At 68.8% G+C, this 22,282-nt stretch carries 20 protein-coding genes; 14 read left to right on the top strand and 6 right to left on the bottom strand.

Annotated elements, in window-relative coordinates; translation table 11 throughout:
• The first annotated feature begins 58 nt into the window (after positions 1 to 58).
• Positions 59 to 1,285, top strand: coding sequence for an ankyrin repeat domain-containing protein (locus tag JOE67_RS02500; RefSeq protein ID WP_239527954.1), 1,227 nt, complete (start codon positions 59 to 61; stop codon positions 1,283 to 1,285).
• A 15-nt stretch (positions 1,286 to 1,300) separates the two neighbouring features.
• Here JOE67_RS02500 and JOE67_RS02495 read toward each other — a convergent pair whose 3' ends face one another.
• The 3 genes from JOE67_RS02495 to JOE67_RS02485 are packed head-to-tail and all read right to left on the bottom strand — an operon-like array spanning position 1,301 to position 7,097.
• Positions 1,301 to 4,801: an error-prone DNA polymerase gene (locus JOE67_RS02495; protein ID WP_204974006.1), complete on the bottom strand. Its 3,501-nt coding sequence runs from the start codon at positions 4,799 to 4,801 to the stop codon at positions 1,301 to 1,303.
• Positions 4,801 to 6,372, bottom strand: coding sequence for a DNA polymerase Y family protein (locus tag JOE67_RS02490; RefSeq protein ID WP_204974005.1), 1,572 nt, complete (start codon positions 6,370 to 6,372; stop codon positions 4,801 to 4,803). The genes JOE67_RS02495 and JOE67_RS02490 overlap by 1 nt, the downstream gene beginning before the upstream one ends.
• Positions 6,369 to 7,097, bottom strand: coding sequence for a hypothetical protein (locus JOE67_RS02485; protein ID WP_204974004.1), 729 nt, complete (start codon positions 7,095 to 7,097; stop codon positions 6,369 to 6,371). The genes JOE67_RS02490 and JOE67_RS02485 overlap by 4 nt, the downstream gene beginning before the upstream one ends.
• A gap of 101 nt (positions 7,098 to 7,198) precedes the next feature.
• Between JOE67_RS02485 and JOE67_RS02480 the strand changes: the two genes are divergently transcribed.
• From JOE67_RS02480 to JOE67_RS02455, 6 genes are all read left to right on the top strand, one after another.
• A complete protein-coding gene (locus JOE67_RS02480; protein WP_204974003.1) occupies positions 7,199 to 7,489 on the top strand; it encodes a DUF1905 domain-containing protein in 291 nt (96 codons plus the stop codon).
• 52 nt (positions 7,490 to 7,541) lie between these two features.
• Positions 7,542 to 8,030 (top strand): prepilin peptidase, encoded by a 489-nt coding sequence (locus JOE67_RS02475; protein WP_204974002.1) that lies wholly within the window; start codon positions 7,542 to 7,544, stop codon positions 8,028 to 8,030.
• Positions 8,031 to 8,047: 17 nt separating this feature from the next.
• Positions 8,048 to 8,263, top strand: coding sequence for a response regulator (locus JOE67_RS02470; protein ID WP_204974001.1), 216 nt, complete (start codon positions 8,048 to 8,050; stop codon positions 8,261 to 8,263).
• A gap of 13 nt (positions 8,264 to 8,276) precedes the next feature.
• Positions 8,277 to 8,885 carry a CYTH domain-containing protein gene (locus JOE67_RS02465; RefSeq protein ID WP_204974000.1) on the top strand — a complete coding sequence of 203 codons (609 nt, stop codon included), beginning with the start codon at positions 8,277 to 8,279 and terminating at the stop codon, positions 8,883 to 8,885.
• Between the two features lie 75 nt (positions 8,886 to 8,960).
• The gene (locus JOE67_RS02460; protein WP_204973999.1) at positions 8,961 to 10,124 is read left to right on the top strand and encodes a type III polyketide synthase; all 1,164 of its coding nucleotides are present in this window, start codon (positions 8,961 to 8,963) and stop codon (positions 10,122 to 10,124) included.
• Positions 10,114 to 10,851, top strand: coding sequence for a methyltransferase domain-containing protein (locus JOE67_RS02455; protein ID WP_204973998.1), 738 nt, complete (start codon positions 10,114 to 10,116; stop codon positions 10,849 to 10,851). Before JOE67_RS02460 ends, JOE67_RS02455 begins: the two co-directional genes overlap by 11 nt.
• A gap of 60 nt (positions 10,852 to 10,911) precedes the next feature.
• Here JOE67_RS02455 and lpdA read toward each other — a convergent pair whose 3' ends face one another.
• Positions 10,912 to 12,309 (bottom strand): dihydrolipoyl dehydrogenase, encoded by a 1,398-nt coding sequence (gene lpdA, locus JOE67_RS02450; protein WP_204973997.1) that lies wholly within the window; start codon positions 12,307 to 12,309, stop codon positions 10,912 to 10,914.
• Positions 12,310 to 12,458: 149 nt separating this feature from the next.
• Here lpdA and JOE67_RS02445 point away from each other — a divergent pair, with 149 nt between their 5' ends.
• The 3 genes from JOE67_RS02445 (at position 12,459) to JOE67_RS02435 (ending at position 14,259) form a co-directional block, all read left to right on the top strand.
• Entirely contained in the window at positions 12,459 to 12,923 is a 465-nt protein-coding gene (locus tag JOE67_RS02445) for an FHA domain-containing protein (protein WP_420827651.1), read from the top strand.
• On the top strand, positions 12,923 to 13,612 hold the full coding sequence (gene ftsR, locus JOE67_RS02440; RefSeq protein WP_204973995.1) for a transcriptional regulator FtsR: 690 nt from the start codon (positions 12,923 to 12,925) through the stop codon (positions 13,610 to 13,612). Before JOE67_RS02445 ends, ftsR begins: the two co-directional genes overlap by 1 nt.
• A gap of 101 nt (positions 13,613 to 13,713) precedes the next feature.
• Positions 13,714 to 14,259, top strand: a complete 546-nt coding sequence (locus JOE67_RS02435; RefSeq protein ID WP_204973994.1) for a MerR family transcriptional regulator — start codon at positions 13,714 to 13,716, stop codon at positions 14,257 to 14,259.
• A gap of 76 nt (positions 14,260 to 14,335) precedes the next feature.
• On the opposite strand, the gene JOE67_RS02430 is transcribed toward JOE67_RS02435, so the two are convergent.
• Entirely contained in the window at positions 14,336 to 15,148 is an 813-nt protein-coding gene (locus tag JOE67_RS02430) for an AAA family ATPase (RefSeq protein ID WP_204973993.1), read from the bottom strand.
• A 143-nt stretch (positions 15,149 to 15,291) separates the two neighbouring features.
• Here JOE67_RS02430 and JOE67_RS02425 point away from each other — a divergent pair, with 143 nt between their 5' ends.
• Both JOE67_RS02425 and def read left to right on the top strand, forming a co-directional pair.
• Entirely contained in the window at positions 15,292 to 17,625 is a 2,334-nt protein-coding gene (locus tag JOE67_RS02425; RefSeq protein WP_338041470.1) for a MinD/ParA family ATP-binding protein, read from the top strand.
• Positions 17,625 to 18,116 carry a peptide deformylase gene (def, locus tag JOE67_RS02420; protein WP_204973992.1) on the top strand — a complete coding sequence of 164 codons (492 nt, stop codon included), beginning with the start codon at positions 17,625 to 17,627 and terminating at the stop codon, positions 18,114 to 18,116. The genes JOE67_RS02425 and def overlap by 1 nt, the downstream gene beginning before the upstream one ends.
• A gap of 71 nt (positions 18,117 to 18,187) precedes the next feature.
• On the opposite strand, the gene JOE67_RS02415 is transcribed toward def, so the two are convergent.
• Complete coding sequence (locus JOE67_RS02415; protein WP_204973991.1) at positions 18,188 to 20,014, bottom strand: AMP-binding protein; 1,827 nt, start codon at positions 20,012 to 20,014, stop codon at positions 18,188 to 18,190.
• 116 nt (positions 20,015 to 20,130) lie between these two features.
• Between JOE67_RS02415 and JOE67_RS02410 the strand changes: the two genes are divergently transcribed.
• Positions 20,131 to 20,838, top strand: coding sequence for a lysophospholipid acyltransferase family protein (locus JOE67_RS02410; RefSeq protein WP_204973990.1), 708 nt, complete (start codon positions 20,131 to 20,133; stop codon positions 20,836 to 20,838).
• Positions 20,839 to 20,913: 75 nt separating this feature from the next.
• Positions 20,914 to 22,251, top strand: a complete 1,338-nt coding sequence (locus JOE67_RS02405; protein WP_204973989.1) for a class II 3-deoxy-7-phosphoheptulonate synthase — start codon at positions 20,914 to 20,916, stop codon at positions 22,249 to 22,251.
• Positions 22,252 to 22,282 lie beyond the last annotated feature (31 nt).

Genomic DNA, 22,282 nt, shown 5'->3' with positions numbered 1-22,282 from the left:
CCGAGCGATGCCCTGCACCCGCATGCTCGGGAAGACTGGGAGCCGCTCAGGAGGTCAGATGACTCATCGTTCGCTTGCCGTCGGCGCGCTCGCCGTGGTCGCCGCGCTGGCGCTCGCCGGTTGCAGCCCGGAGACGGTTCCGGTGCCGCGTCAGTCATCGACCCCGGCTGCCGGGCCGAGCCCGGCAGAGAATCCGATGAACGCCGAGCTGCGAGACGCCGCCTGGCAGAACGATGTGCCGCGCGCGACCGAGCTGGTCGCCGCGGGTGCTGACGTGAACGCCAAGGACGAGACGCAGCAGTCGGCCTACCTCATCGCCACCAGCGAGGGCTATCTCGACCTGCTGCGCCTCGCCCTCGCTCATGGTGGCGACGTCGATGACAAGGACAGCTGGAACGGCACCGGCCTGATCCGTGCCGCCGAGCGCGGCCACGGGTACATCGTGGGCGAGCTGCTGCAGGCGGGCATCGAACGCGACCACGTCAACCGCATCGGATACCAGGCCATCCACGAGGCGGTCATCTTCGGCGAGGACACAGAGCCGTATCACCTCACGGTGCGGGCGCTCATCGCGGGCGGCGCCGAATTCGATCGCGCGTCGGAAGGCGAGCACCAGACGCCGCAGCTGATGGCGGAGGCGCGCGGACTCGACGGCAGCAGGGCGATCCTCGCAGCCGCCAGCGATCGCACGGCGCCGGCCGACCCGACAGCGGCGCTGCTCGCTGCAGCCCGAGACGGTGATGCGGACGCGGCGATGATCGCGATCCGTGCAGGAGCCGATCTCGAGCATCGGGATGCCGAGCTGCAGCGAACCCCGCTGTTCCACGCCGTCATGGGCGATCACGTCGCGGTCGCGCAGCTGCTCGTCGCCCTCGGCGCCGACGTCGATGCCTTCGATTACCGCAAGGACACGCCCTGGGCGATGACCGGCGTGACCGGCAGCGTGCGGATGCTCGATGCTCTGCTGCCAGGACAGCCCGATCTCGGCATCCGCAATCGCCGCGGCGGAACTCCGGCGAACCCGGCCGCCGAGCGCGGGCACGTCGAGTACATCGAGCGCATCGTGCAGCTCGACATCGATCTCGATCACCAGAACCTCAATCGCTGGACCGCGTTGCAGGAGGCCGTGGTGTTCGGCGGAGGCGGCGCGGATGCCCAGCGCATCGTCCGCGCTCTGCTCGACGCGGGTGCCGACCCCGGCATCCGCGATGCGAAGGGACGAACGGCTCTCGAGAACGCGCGCCGGCTGGGCTACGGCGAGGTCGCCGCGATCCTCGATCGGTGAACCCGACCGCATCGCTCAGCGGAAGTCCCGCGAGCGGTGTGCGAGCCCGGTGCGCAGGTCTTCGAACGCGTCGGCCAGCACGTTGGCGACGCCCTCGGGGGAGCGCTCGAGGATGCCCCGCACGATGAGCGCCGGCGAGTCGCGCGCCACCCGCCGATAGCGCGCCCAGACGCCCGTCGTGCAGATGATGTTCATCAGGCCGTGCTCGTCTTCCAGGTTCAGGAAGGTGATGCCGCTGGCGGTCGCCGGGCGCTGACGGTGCGTCACGACTCCCGCGACCTCTATGCGCCGGCCCGACTCGTGCGTGCGAAGCCGGGCGGAGGTCAGCACGCCCCGCTCATCGAGCGCAGGACGCAGATGCGATATCGGGTGGTCGTCGGTCGAGACGCCCGTCGCCCAGAGATCCGCTGCCAGGCGCTCGTACCCCGACTGGTCGGAGAACAGCGGCGGCTGCACCGAGAGGGCGGTGCCAGGCAGAAAGCGCGCCCGGTCCTCAGCGGCGGCGCCTGCGAGCCAGATCGCCTCGCGCCTGCTCAGTCCCAGGCACTCGAAGGCTCCGGCTGTCGCGAGCGCCTCGATCTGCGCCGTCGTGGCGTCGGTGCGACGCACCAGGTCGTGCAGGTCTCGGAACGGTCCGTGCTCGTCACGCGCCGCCACGATCCGCTCCGCGAGCTTCATGCCGATGCCGCGCACGCCAGACAGGCCCAGTCGCACGGCGAACCGGCCGTCACGACGATGCGCGGCCGACTCGTCAGGAGCAGTGGCATCGAAACGCAGGGGAGCCGGCTGGTCGAAGGAGCAGCACGACTCCCGTCCGGTGGGTCCTGGAGCCGGTCCGGTCCCGGCCTCCGTGCTCTGGATCGGCTCCATGCCGTCCATGACCCCGGAGGCATGCAGGTCGGGGCGCAGCACCTGCACGCCGTGATGACGGGCATCCGAGGTCAGCGATGCCGCCGAGTAGAAGCCCATCGGCTGCGCTCGAAGCAGGCCCGCGAGAAAGGCCGCGGGATAGTGCAGCTTCACCCAGGAGCTGGCGTAGACGAGCAGCGCGAACGACAGGGAGTGCGACTCCGCGAAGCCGAAGTTCGAGAAGGCCTGGATCTGCGCATAGATGCGATCCGAGATCTCCTTGCCAAGCCCGCGGCGGCTCATTCCCGCGTACAGCTTCGCCCTGACCTTCTCGATCTTCTCCAGCCCGCGCTTCGAGCCCATCGCCCGTCGCAGCAGATCCGCCTCGTCAGCGGTGCAGTCGCCGATCGCCGTGGCCATCTGGATCAGCTGCTCCTGGAAGATCGGCACGCCCAGCGTGCGCTTCAGGATCGGCTCGAGATCGTGGTGCGGATAGGGGATCTCGAACGGCAGCGGCGGTTCTCCCCGGCGAGCACGTTCGCGGTTCTCGGCATCAACCCTGTCCTTTTCGAGCTTGCGACGCACGAACGGATGCACCGCACCGCCCTGGATGGGGCCGGGACGGATGAGCGCGATCTGGATGGCAAGATCGTAGAAGCATCGAGGCTGCAGCCGAGGCAGCAGACCCATCTGCGCTCGCGACTCGACCTGGAACACGCCGATCGAATCCGCCCGGCAGAGCATGTCGTAGACACCCGGCTCCTCTTTGGGGATGCTCTCGAGCGTCCAGCGCTCGCCGGTGGATGCCTGGATGAGATCGAAGCAGTGCTGCAGCGCTGCCAGCATTCCGAGACCGAGCAGATCGAACTTCACCAGCCCCATCGAGGCCGCGTCGTCTTTGTCCCACTGGATCACCGTGCGCTTCTCCATACGGGCGTGCTCGACCGGCACCACCTCGCCCACAGGGCGGTCGGTGAGCACCATTCCGCCGGAGTGGATGCCGAGATGCCGAGGGGCCCGCAGCAGATCGTCGGCATAGCCGAGCACGTCATCGGGGATGTCATGCCCCTCGACCGGCTGCAGGCCCGAGCTCCATCCGTCGACCTGCTTCGACCAGGCATCCTGCTGACCGGGTGAGTACCCCAGTGCCCTGGCCATGTCGCGCACGGCGTTCTTCGGCCGGTACTGGATCACATTCGCCACCTGGGCGGCGCGCTCACGGCCATAGGTCTCGTACACCCACTGGATGATCTCCTCGCGGCGGTCGGAGTCGAAGTCCACGTCGATATCGGGCTCCTCGGTGCGGGTCGTGGCGAGGAAGCGCTCGAACGGCAGCCCGTACAGGATCGGGTCGACCGCGGTGATGCCCAGCAGATAGCAGACCGCGCTCGCCGCGGCCGAGCCGCGTCCCTGGCACAGGATGCCCCGGCGCCTGGCCTCCTGCACGATGCCGTGCACGATGAGGAAGTACCCGGGGAAATCCTTCTCGTCGATGACATCGAGCTCGCGCTCGATGCGCGCCCGGCCGGCCGCATCGAGACGCGGGTACCGCTCGGGCACCGCCTGCCAGACGAGGTGACGCAGCCACGTCATCGGGGTATGACCGGGCGGCACCTCCTGCTTCGGCAGCGCAGGTCTGGCCAGGCGCAGCGGGAACGCGCACTCGCCTGCCAGGCGGAGCCCGTGCTCGATCGCCCCCGGATAGCGTCGGAACCTGGTGGCCATCTCGGCGCCGCTGCGCAGATGCGCGCCGCCGTGCGCAGGCAGCCAGCCGTCGAGGTCGTCCATGCTGCGCACGGCTCGTACGGCGGCCACCGCCTCGGCCAGTCGTGCGGTCTCTGGCGAGGCGTAATGCGCGTTGCTCGTCGCCACCACCGGCAGGCGCATGCGGGTGGCGAGCTCAGCGAGGGCATCGTTGCGGCGGGTGTCGAGCGGGTCACCGTGATCGAAGAGCTCGACCGCGACCCGGTCGTGCCCGAACAGATCGACCAGCCGCTGCAGCGGGGTCTCCGCATCGCCGGCCTCCAGGCCGCGACGGACGGCGCCTTTGCGGCATCCGGTCAGAACCGTCCAGTGCCCGCCCGCGCGTTCGGCCAGGTCGTCGAGGTCGTACACCGGGCGGCCTTTCTCGCCGCCGCGCAGCTGGGCGGCTGAGATGGCGCCGGAGAGACGGTGGTAGCCCTCGGTGCCGCGGGCCAGCACGAGCAGGTGATCGCCTTCGGGATCGGGAGCGCCCGCCCTCACGCGCGAACGGGCGCGGGGAGGGTTCTCGGCGATGCCGAGCGAGAGCTCGGCCCCGTAGACCGTCTGCACCCCTGCCTGCATCATCTCGGCCACCTCGGCGAAGCGGGAAGCCCCGTAGAAGCCGTCATGGTCGGTGATCGCGAGCGCGCTGAGTCCCAGGCGCTCGGCCTCGGCCAGCAGATCCTCGGGAGATGAGGCGCCGTCGAGGAACGAGTACCAGGAGTGCGCGTGCAGCTCGGCGTAGGGCACCGCATCGGCTGGGCGTGTGACCTCGAGGTGAGCGGCGGGTCTGCGGCGGCGGCTCACCGGTCCTGGATCGGCGCGAGGACGAACCGGTTCGCTCTGCACCGGAGCCGGTCCCTCGAGATCGAGGGTGCGCTCGATCTGGCCCCACGTCTGCCCTGGGTTGTTGTGCCAGCCCATCAGCGGTACCGTCCCTCGGCCCACCAGCCGCCGGATGAGTGGAACACCAGCCAGGCGCGATGCCCCGCATCGAGCATCTGGAAGCGGTGCCCTGAGCGGGCGCGCTCGACATCCCACCGGTGCTCGTGCACCGGCCACGGGCCCGCCCAGCCGACCACCTCGCTGTTGTCGATCAGCGCCGGCGGGGCGGACAGCGCTCCGCGCTCATCGATCTCGATCTCGGCGCCACCGGCGCCGCGCACCCGCACCGGCCGCATGGGCGAGTACACCTCGGTCGGAAGGGGATCGGGCAGGCTGCCCGGCCACGGCTGCGACGGATCCCGCTGCACGAGAGGCCGCTCGCCCCACGGCGTGAGCACCTGGCGGTCGGCCAGCATGCGTCCGCCCGACATCGCCGCCGTGCTCACCCCTCGGTGGCCGAGCAGAGTCTGCACGCGCGAGACCGCATGGTGCAGCCGCTCGTCGGTGCCCGAGCCGAAGAGCCCAGGCTGATGATGAGCGGCGTCATCGACCGCGACCGGCGCGAGCCGAACCCCGACGATGCCGCGGAAGGCATGGGCGGCATCGTCAGGAGCGTCGTCGACGATCGTCTCGAGCTGCCAACGAACCCGGTCGACCAGATCGCCGGCGTCGAAGCAGGTCGGGTGCAGCCAGGTGCGCGAGAAGACCGCTCCGTCGTCGTCGGTGAGATCGATGCGCACCTCGGTGCACACGGCAGACACGTCGGCGAGAGCGAGCAGCACGGCATCTGCCGTCTGACGCACCGCGAAGGCGATCTGGTCGGACTGCCCGAGCGGAGTCTCGAACTGCACCTCTCTCGCCAGCTGCGGGTCGGGTGGACGAGGTGTGAGAGGCCGTGAGTCGGCGCCGGATGCCAGGTCGTGCAGCCGCGCGCCGTGCTCGCCGAATCGCGCCCGCACCGTGAGCGCGTCGAGGGCGGCGAACTCACCCAGGGTGCCGACGCCCAGCCTTCGCAGCAGGTCGGCGAGCTCGGGTTCGCCGAGCACCTGCAGGGGCAGCGGAGCCAGGAACGCCCGGGAGGCGCCAGAGAGGATCACGACCCACGGATCGATCCCGTCGCCCCGGGGCGGTGCGGCTCGTGCGGCGAGCTCGGCGGTGAACATGCCGTCTGCCACGCCGATGCGCGTCTCGTCGTATCCGGCATCGGAGAGCACGCGCACCAGTGCGGCCGCCGCCCCCTCCTCCCCGTCGTGATAGCGGGAGATGCCCCGCGAGCGCAGGGCGGCGAGTCCAGGACGCAGCAGATGCACCCCAGGGGCGTGAGCCTCGATCAGTCGCAGCACGGGAAGGAAGGCGCGCTCGTCAGCAGTCTCGTCGTGCGGCAGCATCCGCAGTGACGGCAGCCGGCTCTGCGCCTGCCTCTTGCGCTGCCCGATCCGGACCCCGTGCGCGCGGGCGGAATCCGTGCAGGCCGAGACGATCCCCGCGCGCACGAGAGCGGTGGGCGGATGCGGGGGAGCGGCGCCCAGCGCGGCACGCAGCGGCCAGTCGGGAAACCACAGCACATGCACGCGCATCGCCTCGGCGACCAGCGCGCCCGGGGTGCTCATGATGCCACCGCCCAGCTCGGATGCGTCGGCAGCGTCTCACGCGGCTCGACGACGGGCTCGGCGGCCGTGTCGATGCGCCCGAGGTCGTCGGGCAGTCGCACTCGCAGGCTCTTCGGCACCGGGGCGGAACGGGTCTGCGCAGTCACCGTCACGGTGCGATCCGACAGCAGGCCCCACCCCTCGCCGAGACCCTCCCAGTGGGGGTCGTGCAGCGTGATCAGGCCCTCGCCCTGCGGCCAGGGCGAGGTGGTGAGCAGAGTGCAGCCGCGATCGCGCAGGCGTGCCGCGAGACGGGCGGCATCGGCATCCCGCACCTGAGAGCCAGGATTCATCGCGATCAGCGGCACCACCTCGGCCAGCGCCGAGACGACGGCGAGCCAGCGCTCGCCCGGCTCGGGCACGAGGATGAGCCGGGACAGGTCGATTCCGAAGGCGGTGGCGGCCTCCAGCCCGAGAGCGGGCATGCCGACTGCGGCGCACCAGCCGCCTCGCTGCGAGACGGTGCTCATCAGCGCGAAGATCAGACTCGGCGAGGGCGAGACCGAGTACACCGTTCCCGTCTGCAACCCGCCCTGCGGGAGCAGATCACGCAGTGCGGCGGGCATCGGCAGGTGCGCGTCGTCGCTGCGGCGGCGCTGCATCCGCCCGATCTCGCGGCGCAGGCGCAGAATGTCTCCCGCGCGTTCGTCGGCGGGGGAGAGGGCCGCGGTCGTTCTGATCCCCATGCATCCATCCTCGAATAAAGATTCGAACACTTCAAGTTCTTCTGCGAGACTAATTCGCACATCCGACATCATCCGAATCCGGCCGCGGGTACGCTGGGACCATGCGGATCGAGTTCGACAGCGAGGTCACCCGATGGCAGGCAAGGACGGATGCCTGGTACTTCGCCACGCTGCCTGAGCAGCTCTCGCTCGAGATCCGCGAGCTGCCGACCCCGCCACGCGGCTTCGGGTCGCTCCGCGTGCAGGCGCGGATAGGCCTCACGGTCTGGACGACATCGATCTTCTTCGACGGCTCCGCCTTCGTGCTGCCGCTGAAGAAGCAGGTGCGCCAGCAGCAGGGGATCGACGAGGGCGATGTCGTCACGGTCGATCTCGACATCCTCGACGTCTGAGGTTCTCCACAGCCCTCTCAGGCGTACGCGACGGATCGCCTAGCCTGCGAGCGTGACGCTCCACTCCGCAGCCGTGCTCATCGTGCACCTCGCGCTCGCCGTCGTCGGCCTATGCCTCATCGTGATCGACGCGCGCACGCACCGGCTGCCGAACCGCATCGTCCTGCCCACGCTGGCCGCTCTGATCCCGCTCGTGGTCATGGAGGCGCTCGCGACGGGCGACGGAGGGCGGATGACGCGCACGCTGCTCGGCGGTCTCGCTCTGGGGGTCTTCTATGCGGTGCTGCGCCTCGCATCGAGGCAGGGCATGGGCGGAGGGGACGTGAAGCTCGCCGCCGTCATCGGTCTCGTCCTCGCCTGGCACGGCTGGTCGACGCTGCTGATCGGGGCTGCAGCAGCCTTCCTGCTCGGGGCGCTGCACGCACTCGTGCTGATGGCCCTCCGCCGGGCCACCAGGCACACCCGCATCGCGTTCGGGCCGTGGATGATCATCGGGGCGGTTCTGGCGATCGGCGGCACATACGCCGTGCTGTCGGCGTAGGGGGATAGGGTGAGCACATGGCACTCGCACGACTTCACGGCGGCCCGCTCGACGGGCAGATCATCCCGCTCGACGACGCGGATCAGGACTCGCTGATCCTGCCGTACAGCGAGACGCAGCTCACCTATCGTCGAGAGGGTGAGGCGACCAGGACCGGTGCGCACGACGGCCCGACCGAGACCGCGTTCTGGTTCGTCGAGGCGGGCGACGACATCAGCCCTGGCGACGACTGACCGCGCCGAGCACGTGACAGAAGAGCCTCAGCGCACCTTCGAGATCGAGCGCAAGTACGACGCCGACGCAGACACGGCACTTCCCGACTGGACGGGCATTCCCGGAGTCCTCTCGGTCACCGACGGCGAACCCCGTGAGCTCGATGCGCGCTATCTCGACACCGTCGACGCCGCCCTCGCCAGGAACGGCATCGCCCTTCGCCGCCGCACGGGCGGACCCGATGCCGGCTGGCACATCAAGGGCCCAAGGCAGGGCGACGGCCGACTCGAACTCGGCTGGCCGCTCGGCGACGCAGATCGTCTCCCCGATGCTGTCGCCGAGATGGTCGCGCAGTGGACGGACGCCGACCTGCATCCGATCGCGCGCATCGAGAACTCCCGCACCGCCTTCCATCTGCTCGGTGCTGACGGCATCATCGCCGAGTTCGTCGACGACCACGTCCGCGCCACGGATCTGCGCACCGGCACTCGCCGAGAGTGGCGCGAATGGGAGATGGAGCTCGGTCCCGCAGCCCCCGGCGATCGGGGCGCGTTCTTCGCTGCCGTGGATGCCGCGGTGTTCGCCGCGGGAGGCCGCAAGCCGTCATCGGGATCGAAGCTCGCCCGAGCACTCGGATTCTGACGGCGGCCCTCACACAGCTGCGCCCGCGCAGGCAACCCCTTTCACTCGCACAGCGGGTGATGCTTGAGTCGCAGCATGACCTCCTCTGTGCAGCTGCGCTCCATTCAGACGCTCGTGCCCGAGGTGACCGTCGAGCAGCACGCGGTGCGTGACATGTTCGCCGGGCAGCCGGGCATCTCGCGGCTGGCGAAGCGCCTGATCGCCACGTCTTTCGACGGCGCCGGGGTGGAGACGAGGCACACCGTGCTCGGCGAGCTCGCTGCGACGGCGGCGCCGCAGTCGCCCCAGTTCCTGGACCACGAGTCGGGCCTGCTGCTCGAGCCGGGCACCGCTGCGCGCAATGAGATCTATGCTCGCGAGGCCGACCGGCTCTTCATCGAGGTCGCAGGGCGCAGCCTCGATGCCGACCCCGACCTCACCGCATCCGACATCACGCACGTCGTCACCGTCTCATGTACCGGATTCCACGCACCGGGGCCCGACTACGCCATCGTCCGCGCGCTGGGCCTGTCGCCCGCCGTGCAGCGCTATCACCTCGGGTTCATGGGCTGCTATGCGGCCCTGCCTGCGCTGCGCTCCGCTACGCAGTTCTGCCGCGCCGACCCAGAGGCGGTCGTGCTCGTGGTGAGCGTCGAGCTGTGCACGCTGCACCTGCGCTCGTCGAGCGACCCCGACGCGATCATCGCCTCGTCCCTGTTCGCCGACGGTGCGGCCGCGGCGGTGGTCACCGCGCGCGAGCTGCCGACCGCTGCGCCGGGGTTCACCCTCGACGGCTTCCACACCGGGCTCATCCCGGACGGCGAGGACGACATGGCCTGGACGGTCGGCGACACCGGCTTCGAGATGGTGCTGTCGACCAGGGTGCCGCAGCTGATCGGCACGCACATCGTCGACGCCCTGCGCCCTCTGTGGCAGAGCGACGACCGCATCGCGGCTGCGCTCGACCGCCAGCGGCTCGCCGAGGTCGTGCGGCACTGGGCTATTCACCCGGGCGGACGCAGCATCCTCGACCGCGTGCAGGAACGGCTCGAACTCGACGACCGGCAGCTGCAGCCCGCCCGCGAGGTGCTGCGCGCGAACGGAAACATGTCGAGCGCCACCGTGCTGTTCGTGCTGCAGCGCATCCTCGAGACCGAGCGGCCTGAACCGGGTGAACGCGTCGCTGCGATGGCCTTCGGCCCCGGGCTCACCGCCGAGAGCGCGCTGCTCACCGTCGCCGGAGACGACCATGCGCGCTGATCCGGATCGACCGCCGGTCGACCTACGGCGGCGTGCGCTCGATCTGCCCGAGCGGATGGATGCCGACGACGCCGACCTCGCCATGCTCGAGCGCACGTACGACCGCTTCCGATATGTGAACGCGATCGTCTCGGGCCGGGGCGGCGTGTACAGACGCGAGATCGCACCCCGCGCGCGAAGAGGAGCGATCCGCGTGCTCGACATCGGCTGCGGAGGCGGCGATATCGCGCGGTATGTCGCCCGCCGGCTGCAGCGTGACGGTCGCCGTGCCGAGGTGGTCGGCGCCGACATCGACCCGCGCGCGGTGCGCTGGGCGACGGATGCCGACCAGGACGGTCTCGTGCAGTGGCGGTGCCTGTCGAGCTCCGACCTCGTCGCCGAGGGTGAGCGGTTCGACGTCGTGCTCTCGAACCATGTGCTGCATCACCTCACCGCGTCGCAGCTCGGCGGACTGCTCGATGACAGCGAGCGTCTCACGGCCCGTGGGGGCATCGCGGTGCACAGCGACATCGCCCGCAGCGTCACCGCCTACGCGCTCTTCGGCGGGCTCACACTGCCCCTCGCCGGCACTCTTCTGAAGGGCTCGTTCATCCGGGAAGACGGCATGCTCAGCATCCGTCGCTCGTACACCGCGACCGAGCTCGCAGCCGCCGCGCCGACCGGCTGGCGGGTCGAGCGCCGGCTGCCGTCCCGGCTCATGCTGGTGCGCGCGGGGCATCTGGTCTGAGCGCCGCATGAAGAGGGGGCCCGGTCCATGCGGACCGGGCCCCCTCTTCAGAGACGGATGTCACATGTTGATCATGTGACCGGCGAGGCCGTGGAAGGCCTCCTGCAGCGCCTCGGACAGCGTCGGGTGCGTGTGCACGTTGCGCGCGGCCTCGAGAGCGGTGAGGTCCCACTTCTGGGCGAGCGTCAGCTCGGGCAGCAGCTCCGACACGTCGGGGCCGATCAGGTGACCCCCGATGAGCTCGAGGTGCTCGGCGTCGGCGATGAGCTTGACGAAGCCGACCGGCTCGCCGAGGCCGTTGGCCTTGCCGTTCGCGCTGAACGGGAACTTGGCGACCTTGATCTCGCGACCCTCGGCCTTGGCCTGCTCCTCGGTGAGACCGAAGCTCGCGACCTGTGGCTGGCAGAACGTCGCGCGCGGCATCATGCGGTAGTCGCCCAGCGTCTGGGTCTCGGCCTTGCCGATGGTCTCGGCGGCGACGACCGCCTGTGCCTCGGCCACGTGCGCGAGCTGCAGCTTGGCGGTGACGTCGCCGATCGCGTAGATGCCCTCGACGTTGGTGCGCATGTGGTCGTCGATGTCGATCGCGCCGCGCTCGGTGAGCTTCACACCGGTCTTGTCGAGTCCGAAGCCCTCGACGCGGGGTGCGAAGCCGACCGACATGAGCACCTTGCCCGCGGTGATCTCGCCGGGCTTGCCGTCACGGGTCTCGTAGGTGACGTGCACCGAGGAGCCGTTGTCGGTGACCGTCTTCACCGCGGTGGAGGTGAGGATGTCGATGCCGAGCTTCTTGTACTGGCGCTGGATCTCCTTCGAGACCTCCACGTCCTCGTTGGGGAGGGCGCGATCGAGGAACTCGATGATGGTGACCTTCACGCCGTAGTTCGTCAGCACGTAGCCGAACTCCATGCCGATGGCGCCGGCGCCGACGATGACGATCGACTCGGGCAGCTCGCGCGAGAGGATCTGCTCTTCGTAGGTGACGACGTTGTCGCTGAGCTGCACGCCGGGCAGCAGGCGGACCGTCGAGCCGGTCGCGATGATCGCGTTGTCGAACGTGATCTCCTCGGTGGAGCCGTCGCTCTTGGCGACCGAGATGGCCTTCGGGCCCGTGAACGTGCCGCGGCCCTCGTACTCGGTCACCTTGTTCTTCTTCATCAGGAAGTGGATGCCCTTGACGTGCGTGTCCGCGACCTTGCGGCTGCGATCGAACGCGGCCCCGAAGTCGAAGCTCACGTCACCAGAGATGCCGAAGAACTCGGCCTTGTGAGTGAACGTGTGCGCGATCTCAGCGTTTTTCAGGAGCGACTTGGAGGGGATGCATCCGACGTTCAGACACACACCGCCCCAGTACTTCTCCTCGATGATCGCGGTGGACAGACCGAGCTGGGAGCTGCGGACGGCGGCGACGTATCCGCCAGGGCCCGCGCCGAGGATGACGACATCGTAATGTGGCATGCCCACAGCCTAATCCCTGGCCGAACGCGCGGGCGGGCGCGTGACCCGACAGAAAGTGGCATCCAGGACTGTATCGGCCTCCGCGGGAGCGAGAGCATCAGATAGTCTGGAGTGCCGGAGGAGGGAGAACCGTGACAGACGACAGCACGATCGGCGCCGGAGGCGCGATTCATCGCAGCGGCGAGCAGCGACACGATGTGACCCAGACGTTCGGACACGACTCCGATCTCTCCTTCGTGCCGTTCGGCGCAGACCTCACCGAAGCCGAGGCCGCGGCGATCGCCGCGCTGCCCTCCGGATCGGCTCTGCTGCTGGTGCGCGCCGGCGCCCTGGCCGGTGCTCGCTACCTGCTCGACGCCGACGTCACGACTGTCGGACGCCACCCCGAGGCCGACATCTTCTTCGACGACGTGACCGTGTCGCGCCGTCACGCCGAGATCACCCGCTCGGGCACCGCGTTCGAGATCGTCGATCAGCGCTCGCTGAACGGCACCTACGTCAATGGGGAGCGCGTCGACCGCAGCGAGCTGGCCAACGGCTACGAGCTGCGCATCGGCAAGTTCCGCATGAACTTCTTCGCCTCGCCGACTGATCTCGCGACGGCGAACGGCTGATGGCGGCGGCTGGCGCCGCCAGGGACCGCTCCGCCTCCGCGGGACTTCTCAGCATCGGTCAGGTCCTGGCTCGGCTCACCCCCGAGTTCCCGCAGCTCACCTCGAGCAAGCTCCGCTTTCTCGAGGTGCAGGGGATCGTCACCCCGTCGCGCACCGAGTCCGGCTACCGCAAGTTCTCCGCCTCGGATGTCGAGCGGCTGCGGGCGGCGCTCACGCTGCAGCGCGATCACTATCTGCCGCTCAGTGTCATCCGCGAGCAGCTCGACGAGGCAGAGGCTAAGGGTGAAGGCTGGGGCAGCATCGCGCCGCCCTCGATCTCGCCGCCCGCCCGTCACCACCGACGGGACGAGCTGCTGCGGCACACGGGGGCGACGCCGCAGCTGCTGAACGACGCCATCAGCGCCGGGCTGATCATCGGTGCCGAGCACTACACCGACCAGGTGGCGACGCTGCTGTCGGGACTCGTCACTCTGGCCAGGCACGGCATCGAACCGCGCCACCTGCGCAGCATGCGGCAGAACGCTGAGCGCGAGGCCGCTCTGATCGAGTCGGCGCTGTCGACGCTGCTTCGCCGCACCGATTCCGCATCGCGCGGGCGAGCCGCGGAACTGGCCCCTGAACTCGCCACGCACATCGACGAGGTGCGGCGTCAGTTGGTCAGCCAGTCGCTCGCACGAGTGCTTTCGTAACGAACGGATTGCGACACACCTTCCCCCCGGGGCGGATGTCATTGCCGGGGCAGTGGTCCTGCTCTACCGTGGGGGAATAGGCCGTTCAGGAGGGACAGATTATGAATGCGGATGAGCGTGGAGGCGACCCGCGGTTCGTGACCGAACTCCTGTTCACCGATGGTCTTCCGGCCATGGATGACGAGGTCGGCTACCGCGGTGCGGTCGCCGCCCGTGCAGCAGGCATCACGTACCGGCAGCTGGACTACTGGGCGCGCACCGAATTGGTCGTTCCGACCGTCCGCGGTGCGTCCGGGTCGGGCTCGCAGCGGCTGTACGGCTTCCGCGACATCCTCGTGCTCAAGCTCGTCAAACGACTGCTCGACACCGGCATCTCGCTGCAGCAGATCCGCACCGCGGTCGAGCAGCTGCGCGCAGCGGGCATCCGGGATCTCGCCGGAACCACGCTGATGAGCGACGGAGCCTCTGTCTATCTCTGCACGTCGAACGACGAGGTCATCGACCTCGTCAGCCGCGGCCAGGGCGTCTTCGGCATCGCCGTGGGCAAGGTGCTGCGAGAGGTGGAGTCCACTCTCGTGGAGTTCGATCCGACGGCGCCCGACCCTGTCGACGAGCTCGCCGCCCGCCGCTCGAAGCGCACCGCCTGATCTGCGGTCGGAGCAACCGGCTGGAAAGAAGAGAAGCCGCCCCGAGGGGCGGCTTTCTTTCATTGCTGTGGGGCCATCAGGCGGTTGCGCCACCCTCGGGCACGGGCACGCGGCCGGTGCGGATGATGCGGTCGAGCAGCTGGTCGAAATCGGCCGCGAGCTCCTGAGCCGAGTCGCCCGGCCAGATGTGCAGCGGCTTCGCCGCACCCTGCGCCTGCTGAAGCGATGTGCGCTCGGGCAGCTGAGGGGAGAGCACCAGGGGGCCGAACATGTCGCGCAGCTCTTTGATGCGGAACTGGTGCTCGATCGACTGGGGACGCACGCGGTTGACGACGATGCCCAGCGGCTGCAAGCGGGGGGAGAGTCCCCGCCGGATCTCCTCGATTGCCCGCAGTGCGCGGTCGGCAGCGGCGACGGAGAAGAGTCCTGGTTCGGTGACGACCATGACGCGGTCGCTGGCAGCCCATGCGGTGCGGGTGAGCGCGTTCAACGAGGGAGCGCAGTCGATGAGCACGAGGTCGTACTCGCTCTCGACCGTCGCAAGTGCCTCTTCGAGCTTCCACACGTCGCGCACGCTGGGGTGCGGGCCGTCGAAGTTGATGGCAGAGGGGCTGCCGATCAGTACGTCGATCGTGCCAGGGTGCACCTTTGCCCAGCCGCTGGTGGTGATCGCCTGACGCACCACCTTCTCCTTGGGGTTGCCGAGGACGTCGGCGATGTTCAGCCGGCCGGCGATCTGGAGGTCCATGCCGGTGGACACATCGGACTGCGGGTCGAGGTCGACGACGAGGGTCCGGATGCCACGGGCGAAGGCGGCGGAAGCGAGACCGAGGGTCACGGTCGTCTTTCCGACGCCTCCCTTGAGGGAGCTGACGCTGAGTACGTGCACGCCCTACACGTTACCGTGCGCTTCTTTGCGGGGCACTCAGCCGGGGCGGTGGGTTAGGGGGAATACCGGTCTTTTGCTCGTGATCAGCCAGGAGCACTAACCTTGTCCGGGCGCCGACACGCGCGCGAGCTGGGAGTTGAACCGTGAATCCGAAGAACAACGTCGATCCCGAAGGGGACGACTCGCTGGGTGTGCTCGATGACACCCCGTCGTCGGACGCGATGGGAATCGGCCTGACAGGCGGCACCGCTCATGTCTCGGTGGTCCTGCCGACCGGCGGGGACGACGACATGTACGACGAGGCGGTCGATGACGAGGTCGTCGACGACATTCCCACGTCCATGGTCACGGATCTCATCATCGACACATCGGCTGTCGCCGACGCCGAGGTGCTCGCGCGCATTCAGCAGGAGGCGCCAGACGTCGTGATCGAGCTGCCCGCAGAGGAACTGCCTGCAGCGCCGCACGCCGATCCGAGCGTCGAGGACGAGGCACACCACGTTCCGGCGGAAGAGGAGGCCGAACTGGTCGCCGAGATCATCGACGACGGGACTGCAGCCGAGCAGATCGAGGCGGATGCGGCAGTCGAGGACGATCCGGCGGATGCTGACATGGTTGACTCCACGGACGCCGACGTCGTCGAATTCGACGTCATCGAGGGGGAGGCCGATCACGACGATGACCTCGTCGACGAGCCGGTCGAGGTCGGTTCGACGCCGGTCGAGCCGATCGAGGATGAGCCGGTCGAGGCTGCGCCGGCGGAGACCGAGGCGAACGGCGTCGACGACCGGTTCGGCGACGTGGTCGATGCAGTGGCCGAAGCCGGTGCCGCGGCTTCGGATATCGACGACGTCGACGAAGACGACGACGATGACGACGATGACGTCGATGACGTCGATGATGACGACGACGACGACGATGATGACGACGACGACGACGACGATGACGACGATGACGAAGATGACGACGACGACGATGATGACGACGACGACGAAGATCTAGAGGACGACGAGGCGGAGCACGTCCACGAGGTAGAGGACGAGGACGACGACGACGGACTCGACGACGGCGCTCTCGGCGAAGGAGCCACAGAAGTCGAGGGCGTGGCAGAGCTCGCCGGCGTGGAGGAGGTCGGTGAGCGCACAGCCGCCGGCGAAGACCTGCCTCCCGCCGGGTCGTCGGCGGCCGCGGCATCCAGCTCCAGTGCGCCCGCTGAGCCCGCTTCCGGCTCCGAGGGATCGGCCATGACCCAGGCGGCTCCGGTCTCCGTCACCGCACCTATGCCGGACAGCGTGCCGGCGCCGGACGATGCACCCGCCCCTCGGCTCGCACCAGACCCCACGGCGACGACCGCTCCGGCATCCGCCGCCCTGTCGGCAGTCGCCGTGTCGCCGCGGCCTGCTGCCACCCCCGCAGAGGAGAACCACACCGTGGCCACCGACGACTCCGCACCCGAGGCGCGCCCCGCGCCCGTGCGTCCCGCTGAGATCGCCCTGACCTCGAAGCGTCTGGACGATCTCGGCTCCGCCTCCAGCAGCGAGACCGCCGACCTGCTCACCGCCGACCGCCTGCTCGACCCGGCACGCGTGGCGAAGCCGGAGCCCGAGGGCACCTGGAGCCACCTGCTCTACTCGGTGTCCGGTGGCCGCATCAATGTCGGCGACAGCCGCAAGGCCCGAGAGCGCAAGCAGCTCAGCGCTCGCATCGCGGCGCCGCTCACTGGAACCGCGCGGTTCGTGCCGGTGCTGTCGCGCAAGGGAGGCGTCGGCAAGACGACAGTGACAGCTTTGCTCGGAATGGCACTGGCCGATGCGCGCGACGACCGCGTGATCGCCGTCGATGCGAACCCCGACCGTGGCACGCTCGCCGAGCGCGTCGTCGGCTCGCATGCGAAGTCGGTGCGCGACCTCGTGCGCGCACAGCACGACATCCGCGGCTTCCACGACGTCTCGGCCCTCGTCGCCCGCGATCAGACCCGACTCGATGTCCTCGCATCCGACGCCGATCCGCGCGTGTCCGAGGCTTTCGGGGACGCAGACTACCGAGATGTCGCCACCGTCGCGGCGCAGTACTACTCCCTCGTGCTCACCGACTCCGGCACCGGCATCGTGCACTCGGTGATGGGTGCGACGCTCGATCTCGCCGATCAGCTGATCATCGTCTCCGGGCTGAGCGTCGACGAGGCTCGTCTGGCATCCGAGACCATCACGTGGCTCGAGACGAACGGTCACGCGGCCCTCGCACGTGAGGCGATCGTCGTGCTCAACCAGTCGACTCCCGGTGCCCCGCTGGTGCGCCTGAGCGAACTCGAGTCGCACTTCGCGACGCGCGCCAAGCACGTGCTGCGCATCCCGTATGACGCGCAGATCGCCGGCGGAGGCGCGATCGACTTCGCCAGTCTTCAGCCGGCGACGCGCCAGGCTGCGCGCGAGGTGGCCGCCGCGCTCATCGAAGGTCTGCGAGCGAAGGCCGTCTGATGACCGTTCGTGAGATCCGCCTCTACGGCGACCCTGTGCTGCGCACCGTATGCGCCCCCATTGACGAGATCGACGAGGGCGTGCGTGCGCTCATCACAGACCTGATCGACACCGTCGAGCTGCCGGGACGAGCGGGCGTGGCGGCGAACCAGATCGGGTTCGCGCTTCGCGCCTTCAGCTACAACGTCGACGGCGAGGTCGGGTACGTCATCAACCCCGTGCTGACCGAGGTGCGCGGCGAGGCCGCGCCGACGGGGGAGGGATGCCTGTCGGTGCCCGGGCTGTGGCACGACACGCCCCGTCACCCGTGGGCACGAGTGGAGGGCATCGACCTCGACGGCCAGCCGGTCGTGCTCGAGGGCGAGGGGCTGCTCGCGCAGGCGCTGCAGCACGAGACCGACCATCTCGACGGACGCGTGTACCTGAGCCGGCTCGAGGGCGAGACCCGCAAGCTCGCGATGCGCCAGGTGCGCGAGAGCGACTGGTTCTAGACGAGTTCGAACTGCCTCATGAAGAAGGGCCCGCGCTGATGCGCGGGCCCTTCTTCATGCATCCGTTCGACTCAGCCGAGCGGAGTGTTGGTCGTGTGCACCGGGGCGTCGTAGATCTCGGCCACCGCGTCGGCGAAGTCGTCGAGGATCACATTGCGCTTGATCGACATCTTCGGGGTGAGGTGGCCGCTGGCCTCGGTCCACTCGATCGGCAGGATCGTGAACTTGCGGATCGACTCGGCACGCGACACCGTCTTGTTGGCGCGATCGATCGCACGCTGCACCTCGTCGCGCACCGCCTGGTTGCGGCTCGCCTCGCTGAGCGACATGTCCGCAGGCAGGCCGTTGTTGGCAAGCCAGGTGGGCAGCATCTCGGAGTCGAGCGTCACCAGTGCCGAGATGAACGGCTTCTGATCGCCCACCACGACGACCTGTCCCACGATGGGGTTCGAGCGGATCGGATCCTCGAGCATGGCGGGCGCGACGTTCTTGCCGCCCGCCGTGACGATGATCTCCTTCTTTCGGCCGGTGATCGTCAGGAAGCCCTCGGAGTCGAAGCTGCCGAGGTCGCCGGTGCGGAACCAGCCGTCGTTGAACGCCGCTGCGGTCGCCTCGGGATTGTTCCAGTACTCCTTGAAGACATTGATTCCCTTGACCTCGATCTCGCCGTCTTCGGCGAGGCGCACGCCGACACCGGGAAGCGCGGGTCCGACGGTGCCGATCTTCGACTTGTCGGCCAGGTTGACGGTCGCGGGCGCCGTGGTCTCGGTCAGGCCGTAGCCCTCGAGGATCACCACGCCGAGGCTGTGGAAGAAGTGGCCGAGGCGCGCGCCCAGGGGCGCAGACCCCGAGACCGCGTAGGCGACGTTGCCGCCCATGGCTTCGCGAAGCTTGCTGTAGACGAGCTTGTTGAAGAGCGCGAACTTGAGGCGCATGCCGAACGGGATCGGCTTGCCCTCTTCGAGAAGCGTCGAGTGCTCGATGGCGACCGCGGCGGCTGCGCGGAAGATCTTGCCCTTGCCGCCCGCTTCGGCCTTCTGCTCAGCCGAGTTGTACACCTTCTCGAAGACGCGGGGGACGGCGAGCAAGAAGGTCGGCTTGAACGACCCCAGCGCCGGCAGCAGCTGCTTCGTGTCGGGCTGGTGCCCGGTGCGCACGCCGGAGTGGATGGCCAGGATGGAGATGAAGCGAGCGAACACGTGCGCGGTCGTGATGAACAGCAGCGTCGATGCGCCGGGAGCCGATACGACGGCGTCGAGAGCCTTGGCCGAGTTGCGGGAGAGCTCGACGAAGTTGCTGTGCGTGAGCACGCAGCCCTTCGGCCGACCGGTCGATCCGGACGTGTAGATGAGTGTCGCGATGTCGGAGCCGACGGCGATGCCCCGACGGCGCTCGATCTCGGCGTCGTCGATCTCGGCGCCCCGGGCGGTGAGGGTGTCGATCGCGCCCAGGTGCAGCTGCCAGATCTCGCGCACGAGCGGCAGATCGCCGCGCACCTCGTCGGCGCGGGTGAAGTGCTCGGCCGACTCGACGATCAGAGCTGTCGCGCCGGAGTCCTCCATGATCCACTGGATCTGCGCGGGGGAGCTGGTCTCGTAGATCGGCACCATGACCGCGCCGGCATAGAAGAGGGCGAAGTCGACGAGAGTCCAGTCGTAGGTGGTCTTGGCGATGAACCCGACCTTCTCGCCGGGCTGGATGCCGGCGGCGACGAAGCCCTTCGCGAGGGCGATGACGGCGGTCTCGAAGTCCTTCGCTGAGATGTCCCGCCAGCCGCTGCCGTCCGGCACGCTGAACAGCGCGAGATCCGGGGTCTTCTGAACCCGCTGAGCCAGCAGATCGCTGACGTTCCCTTCCGGGTCAGCAGGGACGATTGCGGGGACTTCGAACTGGGCCACGGCAGCTCCTTCGGCACCGATCGGACGTGTGATCTCCGAGTCTATGGCATGAGACCCAGTCGCATGAGAAATGAAACTCGGTCGCCTGGGTCTGCACGGCGCTAGACTTCCTCACGATGTTCTACTGGCTGATGAAGTACGTCGCGATCGGTCCGCTGGTCAAGGCGATCTTCCGACCCTGGATCGTGGGGCGCGACAACGTCCCGACCAGTGGCGCGGCCATTCTGGCGAGCAATCATCTCTCATTCGCCGACTCGATCTTCCTGCCCCTGGTGCTGGATCGACCCATGTCGTTCCTGGCGAAGAGCGACTACTTCACCGGTCGTGGCCTCAAGGGCTGGGCCACGCGCGTCTTCATGAAGGGGACCGGTCAGATACCGATCGATCGATCGGGCGGCAAGGCCTCCGAGGCCTCGCTCAACACGGGCCTGCAGATCCTGGGCCGGGGCGACCTGCTCGGCATCTACCCCGAGGGCACGCGCAGTCCCGACGGTCGTCTCTACCGGGGGCGCACGGGCATCGCCCGGATGGCTCTCGAGGCGAAGGTCCCCGTGATCCCCGTGATCCCCGTGATCATGGTCGACACCGACACGGCGATGCCGATCGGCCAGCGCATCCCGAACATCATGCGCGTCGGGATCCTCATCGGGGAGCCGCTCGACTTCTCCCGTTACGAGGGCATGGAGAACGACCGCTACATCCTGCGCTCCGTCACCGACGAGATCATGATCGCACTGCAGCGGCTGGGCGCACAGCGCTACGACGACGTGTACGCATCGACCGTGAAAGACCGGCTGCCGCCAGGCGCGCCCGGTCGCCCGTGACCCGGTTCGCGACTGCCCGCGCGGCCGCCGTCATGCGGCGAATCGGCGTCCCGGGCGGACACTAAGCTGGTGCACATGCTTCCCTCGCACCCCGAACTCGACGCGTGGCGATCCCTTCCCATCAAGCAGCAGCCGCAGTGGCCTGACGCCGAGCGCACCGCCGAGGTGTCGACGCAGCTCGCGGCCCTGCCGCCGCTGGTCTTCGCCGGCGAGGTCGACAACCTCCGCGCGCGGCTCGCACGCGCGGCATCCGGAAACGCCTTCCTGCTGCAGGGCGGCGACTGCGCCGAGACGTTCGCCGGCGCGACCGCCGACCAGATCCGCAACCGGATCAAGACCGTGCTGCAGATGGCGGTCGTGCTCACGTACGGCGCCTCGATGCCGGTCGTCAAGATGGGGCGCATGGCAGGGCAGTTCGCCAAGCCGCGCTCGAGCGACACCGAGACGCGCGGCGACGTCACGCTGCCGGCGTACCGCGGCGACATCGTCAACGGCTACGACTTCACCACGACGTCGCGCACCGCAGACCCGGGTCGTCTGCTGCAGGGCTACCACATGGCCGCATCGACCCTGAACCTCATCCGCGCGTTCACCCAGGGTGGCTTCGCCGACCTGCGGGAGGTGCACTCGTGGAACAAGGGCTTCGCGCAGAACCCCGCCAACCAGCGCTACGAGCGGATGGCTGCCGAGATCGATCGCGCCATCAAGTTCATGGAGGCCGCCGGAGCCGATTTCGAAGAGCTCAAGCGCGTCGAGTTCTTCACGGGTCATGAGGGCCTGCTGATGGACTACGAGAGCCCGATGACCCGCATCGACTCGCGCACCAGCAATCCGTACAACACCTCGGCGCACTTCCTCTGGATCGGCGAGCGCACGCGTGACCTCGACGGTGCGCATGTCGACTACTTCTCGAAGATCCGCAACCCCATCGGCGTCAAGCTCGGACCCACCACGACTCCCGAGACGGCGCTCGCGCTGATCGACAAGCTCGACCCGAACCGCGAGCCCGGCCGTCTCACCTTCATCACCCGGATGGGTGCGGGGAAGATCAGGGATGCCCTTCCGCCGCTGCTCGAAGCGGTCAAGGACTCGGGCGCCGTGCCGCTGTGGGTCACCGACCCGATGCACGGCAACGGCATCACCACTCCCAGTGGCTACAAGACCCGCCGCTTCGACGACGTCGTCGACGAGGTGCGCGGCTTCTTCGAGGCCCACCGCGCAGTGGGGACGTTCCCCGGCGGCATCCACGTCGAGCTCACCGGTGACGACGTCACCGAATGTCTCGGCGGATCCGAGCAGATCGACGAGGCCGGTCTCGCGACCCGCTACGAGAGCCTCTGCGACCCGCGTCTGAACCACATGCAGAGCCTCGAGCTGGCCTTCCTCGTCGCCGAGGAGCTCGAGAAGCGCTGACCCCACGAGACAGAGCGGCTGCCCCGGAAGG

It is taken from the genome of Microbacterium esteraromaticum, from assembly GCF_016907315.1.
In the GTDB taxonomy this organism is placed as follows: Bacteria; Actinomycetota; Actinomycetes; order Actinomycetales; family Microbacteriaceae; genus Microbacterium; species Microbacterium esteraromaticum.
Note: the sequence above shows the minus strand (reverse complement) of the source record. Positions and strands in the feature narration are given on the sequence as shown.